General features: G+C 49.5%; 5 protein-coding genes. 2 read left to right on the plus strand and 3 right to left on the minus strand.

Annotated features, from left to right (window positions below; translation table 11 throughout):
* The coding region (locus tag O71_RS05430; protein WP_007654114.1) for an AsmA-like C-terminal region-containing protein at positions 1-2,617 on the minus strand (2,617 nt) is incomplete at its 3' end.
* 108 nt (positions 2,618-2,725) lie between these two features.
* Here O71_RS05430 and O71_RS05435 point away from each other — a divergent pair.
* Both O71_RS05435 and gldJ read left to right on the plus strand, forming a co-directional pair.
* Entirely contained in the window at positions 2,726-3,742 is a 1,017-nt protein-coding gene (locus O71_RS05435; protein ID WP_007654115.1) for a PorP/SprF family type IX secretion system membrane protein, read from the plus strand.
* Positions 3,743-3,805: 63 nt separating this feature from the next.
* Positions 3,806-5,041, plus strand: a complete 1,236-nt coding sequence (gldJ, locus tag O71_RS05440; RefSeq protein ID WP_007654117.1) for a gliding motility lipoprotein GldJ — start codon at positions 3,806-3,808, stop codon at positions 5,039-5,041.
* A gap of 74 nt (positions 5,042-5,115) precedes the next feature.
* Here the strand turns inward: gldJ and O71_RS25240 are convergent, their stop codons facing one another.
* Both O71_RS25240 and O71_RS25245 read right to left on the minus strand, forming a co-directional pair.
* Positions 5,116-5,268, minus strand: a complete 153-nt coding sequence (locus O71_RS25240) for a ComF family protein (protein WP_237717721.1) — start codon at positions 5,266-5,268, stop codon at positions 5,116-5,118.
* A gap of 14 nt (positions 5,269-5,282) precedes the next feature.
* Positions 5,283-5,708 carry a ComF family protein gene (locus O71_RS25245; RefSeq protein ID WP_007654119.1) on the minus strand — a complete coding sequence of 142 codons (426 nt, stop codon included), beginning with the start codon at positions 5,706-5,708 and terminating at the stop codon, positions 5,283-5,285.
* Positions 5,709-5,939: the final 231 nt, after the last annotated feature.

Below are 5,939 nucleotides of genomic sequence, written 5' to 3' on the forward strand. Positions count from 1 at the left end.
TGTTTAGCTCACGGCCTATTTTTCCGGCTGGAACATTGAGTGCGGTGACATAATCAATGTTGCCGTTCACATTGTTGGAGCCACCCACGGTCATATCCACATCACCCACTTTCAGGTCAAACGGACGAATGACCAGGCTACCGTCTATGATCTGGGCATCGATGCGCTTGTTTTCAACGACAAAGGTTCGCAGTTCATCAAAGTTCGTCAGCCTGCTAATCTGGTCCACGATCTTCACGTCGCGCACTGCAGCCTTCACCACATCTATTATACCTGAGCCGTCCAGCGTGTTGAACACCGGCGTCATATCCTGCCCGATCTCACCGGCAAAGTTGAACTTGGTAGAGAAGGTACCATCCAACAGACCTGCGATAGGAGCAATCACTTTGATCGTGTTAAATGCATTGAAGGCTTCCTTGAAGCTCAGGTTCTGCACATCCAGGCGCATATCGAAAAGCGGCTGCTTCAGATTCTGTGTGTTGTAGCTGCCGCTGGTCACGAAAGTACCGCCCAGCGTGTTGAACTTCACAGACTCCAGTCGGGCTACCTTGTCTTTTATTAGCACACGACCGCCCACGTTGTTGAGCTTCAGGTTGTCATAAAGCACCTGCTTGGCATCCACGTTTAGTGTGATATCGAGGTTGTCCGGCACCTCTACCACGCCTTCGGCTTCGTTGGCTGCGGTCGTTGTCTGGCCGGTATTCTCGTCCACCATCCACTCGTTCACATTGAACAAGTTGGAGCTCAGGTTGAAGTTACCGCGCAGCGACTGGTTCTCGGACATGGCATAGCCAATGTAGTTCGACACCGAGCCGTTCGCTCTGAAGTCGCTTTTGCCCAGGAAACCGTTCATGTTATTGAGCTGGATGCGCTCGTTGTTGAACACAGCATCGGCTTTGCTGATTCTTATACCTTGCGGCATATCTGTGCTTACAAAGTTCAGGTTGCTGATACCCATGGTACCATTAGCCGTCACATTGTTATACCTTTCAGCCTCGATATCCGACATCTTGCCTTTGGCGGCTACGTTGGCGTTGATACGGCCGGTCACCGTCATACCTTCCTGCGGGAAGATCTTAGTGAGTTTCTCCAGGTCCAGTATACCTTTGATCTGGCCGTCGAAAGCCGGGTGCTCTATACCTTGCACCAGCATACGACCCTCCAGCGGCTCACCGTCCAGCGTCATATTGAAGCGCTCTATGTTGATGCGGGTATCATCGGTGTTACCTGTCTTGTTCAGGATGTTCACCACCGCATTCAGATTCTGGATAGGGGCAGGGAAGTCGGCTGACTTCACATAGCCATTAGTCAGGCGCATATCAGCGTCTATCACCGGCATGCTCTTCTCGCTGTAGGTACCTTTGGCATCAGCGTCTACCTTCAGGAGACCACGCAGCGTCATACCCTCTATAGGGAACACCTTGGTCATCTCATCCAGATCGATGCTGGCTTTCACATTACCATCCACCTGCATTACCTCCATACCTTTCACCAGCACGCGAGCATCTACCGGGTTCTTACCCATATCCATGTGGAAGCGGCGCACATCCACCACCGTGTTTTCCATGTCGCCATCCGGATTGTCGACGCGCATGTCTACGTTGATGTTGCGGGCAGCCTGTGGTAGGTCCGGGTACTTGAACATACCGTCTACCACCTTTAGCTCGGTTCCAAAGCCTGGCATCGAGGTTTCGTTATACCTGCCCTTCACATAGCCGTCGAAACTCAGATTACCTTCTGTTTTGATGTCCTTGAAATCCTCCTTGAACATACCTGGCACCACCGATAGCACACTGCGGAAATCTGTATCCGCTGCCTTAAAAGTCAGGTCCAGGTCGATGTCGTCTTCCGGCATTAGTATCGTACCGGCAAACTGCACCGGCAGTTCGTTGATGCGTATATTATTGTCTTTAAAAGTATAGAGGTACTGATCGAGGTCCATCGCCATTGTCACGTCAGCGTCCAGCACAGCATTCTCTATATAATTAACGCCATCATAAGTCATTACAAAGCGCTCAGCCTGCGTACTGGATTTCATATCGAACACGCTCTTTTCGAAGTCGCCGCTACCGGTATGGCGCACGTTATAGGCAGCCAACCCGAAAGGAATGCTCAGATCATCATAATAAAGTGTACCGTTGTTGATATCCCACCGTTTGATTGCCATGCGGAAGTCACTGGCCGCTGTATCGGCCTCGGCGGTTATAGTGGTATCCGTAATGAAGATATCCCAGTTCGCCTTGCCACTTTTGAGCACCAGCAGGCGGATAGTCGGGTTGTCAAGTTTGATGTTGTTAACCTTAACCCGATTGCCACTGATCACACTCATCAGGTCGAGGCCCATGCGGAAAGAAGGAACCTTAGCCAGCGTGTCGGTGGCAAAAGAATCCTGGCCGACAATTAGCAGGTTCTCCACACCCAGCGACATGTTCGGAAAATCTCTGAAAAGGGAAAGGCTAACGTCGTCTGTCGCGTATATGACAGATGCATTGATATTCTTGGCGATCTCTTTGTCCAGGGCCTCTTTAATTTTATCTTTGAAGAGCAGAGGCACAAGCGCCGCCGCTGCCAGCAGCACCGCCAGAAAGACGAAGAAACCAATAACTACTTTTTTCATATTAGGTGGTTGCGTTTAGTAAAAGCTAAGCTATATAATTTTATAGCTAAAACCATGCAGAATTTACACTAGCCCTAAAACAATAACCGTTTTTGGGCCTCCTAAGGTATGCGTATAGCCCTGATAAAATATTTTTTCCTCTTCACCCTATACCTGCTGAGCGCTGGCCTGGCTACTGCACAGGATGCGCACTTCACGCAGCAGTACGCAAACCGGCTATACCTGAACCCGGCCTTCAGCGGACTGGGCCGCGACTGGAGCGTGTCCGTGGCCCATCGCAACCAGTGGCCATCGCTCAACGGATCCTTTATTACCAACCAGGTCGCTGCCGACTATCGCTTTGAGGGCACCAAAAGTGCAATTGGGATGGTACTGCAGCAAGACCGTGCCGGTATTGGCGGATTACAAAAACTGCAGGCCTCCCTGGCTTATGCCTATCATACCCGCCTCACCGATAACCTGGCTTATTCAGGAGGCCTGCAGGCATCTATCGCCTCACTTCGTGTTAATTACGACAACCTGGTTTTCGGCGATCAGCTCTCCGATTTCGGGCAAACCGCTCTTACCTCAGCCGAGGCCAACCATTTTGACCCAACTAATTATGTAAGCTTCGCGGTAGGGAGCATCCTGTATAATAACAATTTCTGGGCCGGCCTCAACGTGTCGCATCTCAACCAGCCGTCCTATGGTTTTGACGAGACAACCAGCCTACCCTTGCGCTTTGTGGCAAATGCCGGCTACAAGTTTTACCTGGACACCGGTTTAAGGCGCAAGAATGCTGAGTTTAGCATAAGCCCGGCGCTGAATTTCACACATCAGCAAAATTTTAGTCGTATTGATTTAGCCTTATATACTATCTATTCGCCTTTGGCGTTAGGTGTAATATATAAAGGAGTACCTGCAACTGGCGCAGACCAGGATCAGAGTTTAGGAGTGATAGCAGGCATCAGCCTGAACAGGCTCCGTATCGGCTTCAGCCACGACGTGGGAGTGAAGGGATTTGGCAGACAGGCGGGTGGCGCGAATGAAATTTCGCTCGTTTTTGAACAACTTAGCTTAAATAATTTGTTCACAGGCCGTCGATCGTCCAAAATAAACCATAACATTGTTTGTCCGGCATTCTGAATTTAGTTATAATTGCACGTTAAATTACATTAAAAGAACCTTATCATTAGTAGGTCCTAATCTATGAAGCTTATTAAGTATGTATCAGCCGTTGTAGTAGGAGGAGCTCTCCTTGCATCATGCGGAAGAGGGGGCGGCTATCCAACTAGCACTGACCCAGGCGATTACAGCTCGGCCACGGGTATAGAATACAACGAGGACGAAACTGCGTTTCAGGTAAACGATTACGAAGACTTCCCTCAGGCTCCGGGTCTTGTATTTATTGAAGGTGGCCGTACCACGCTGGGCTCTATGGAGGAGGACATCGCCATGACCCGTGACAATATCGAGCGCACGGTAACGGTAGCTTCATTTTACATGGACGAAACTGAGGTGGCTAACATCCACTGGCTGGAGTACCTGCACTACCTGAAGCGTGACTCTATACCTGAGGTATACGTGGCTGCCCTTCCGGATACAACGGTTTGGTCACGTCAGCTTTCTTTCAATGACCCTTACGTAACGTACTACCTGCGTTACCCTGGTTTCCGTTTCTTCCCGGTAGTAGGTGTTAGCTGGCTTCAGGCCAATGACTACTGCACCTGGCGTACAGCTAAGGTGAACGAAAACCTGGCTAAAGAAGCAACTGGCGGTACACAGAGAAGAGGTCTTTTCGGAAGAAACCGTGGAACTCAGGAAACAACAGAGGCAACAGCGCTTTCAATCGAGTCTGGCTATGTATTGCCGAACTACCGTCTCCCAACAGAGGCTGAATGGGAGTATGCTGCCCAAGCCCTGATTGGTACGCAGTACAACGAGGACGAAAACCAGAACAACAGAAGACTTTACCCTTGGGATGGTCATCAACTGCGTAACCCATATGGCAAGAAAATGGGCCAGTTCCTGGCTAACTTCAAGCGTGGCCGCGGTGACTACGCCGGTATTGCCGGTTCACTGAACGACGGTGCCATGATCACAGACTACATCTATGCTTATCCGCCAAACGACTTTGGCCTGTATAACATGGCTGGTAACGTAAACGAGTGGGTGCAGGATGTTTACCGTCCGCTTTCATTCCAGGACGTTGAAGACCTGAACCCTTTCCGTAGAGACGGTTACCTGGACGAAGCTGAAAACTATGATACAGGCGAAGGTTTCCACTCACTGATCAGTAACGAAGTACGCGTTTACAAAGGCGGTTCATGGAAAGACGTAGCTTACTGGCTGTCTCCAGGTACCAGAAGATTCATGGCACAGGATTCATCTACAGCAACAATCGGTTTCCGTTGCGCGATGATCAATGCAGGATCTAACAGATAAGAACTAACAGTTAATACTATATTTTAAAGGGCCCGGGGTTTACCCGGGCTTTTTGCATTTATAGCCATGCCAACTTAAAGCTGCGCTGCCGCAATGGTCGTCACACTTATTTCATGACACCCGCTTTGCAATAAGGTATGGGCACATGCTTCCAGTGTTGCTCCTGTTGTCAGAACATCGTCCACTAACAGTATCCGCTTCCCGCTTACTTCCTCAGCCTTCTTCACAACAAATACCTGCTCTACATTTTGCAGCGATCCAGGCGGCTTTTCTTTGTCTGAGAGTCCGTATCTATGGCACGCTCCAGTACTTTGTTACTCCACGGAATTTGCAATGCTTCCGATAATCCCTTCGCAAAACCGTCTGACTGGTTATAACCACGCCGGCGCAGTTTCAACCGGTGCAGCGGCACAGGGATGATCAAATCAAAGTGGGCTGCATACCCGTGGTCAGACAGGATGGAGCCGTAGCGTGTACCTAAGTGTTCACCAACTTCCTCAGCTCCTTTATATTTGAGCTTATGCAAAAGACGCTGCACCCGCCCCTTTGATTTAAAGTGCAGGTAGGCAAATGCAAACCGTACTGGCACTTTTCCCCAGAATCGCTGTTGCAGGTAGTTTAGCTCAGTAGCCCCATGCAGGTGCAGGTCAGTATAGGGGAGTTTCACATTACACTCTGTGCAGATATAACGCTCGCCACGAGTCAGTGCCTGATCACATGCATGGCATATTTCGGGAAAAAGTAAAGACAGAAAATCCTGTAGCATAGCGGGACAGGCATGATTAAGGTATTCTTGAGAATTTAGATTAACTTTAACTGTTATACTTTTAATAGCATAAAACAGTCACAGCACACACAACAATGAGTCAGATAGAAGAATTCAACGAATACCGTACGC

Source organism: Pontibacter sp. BAB1700, from assembly GCF_000277005.1.
Lineage (GTDB): Bacteria > Bacteroidota > Bacteroidia > Cytophagales > Hymenobacteraceae > Pontibacter > Pontibacter lucknowensis.

Coding starts and splice junctions, on each gene's coding strand:
- O71_RS05435 (WP_007654115.1), top strand. CDS start 2,726: ATGCGTATAGCCCTGATAAAATATTTTTTCCTCTTCACCCTATACCTG.
- gldJ (WP_007654117.1), top strand. CDS start 3,806: ATGAAGCTTATTAAGTATGTATCAGCCGTTGTAGTAGGAGGAGCTCTC.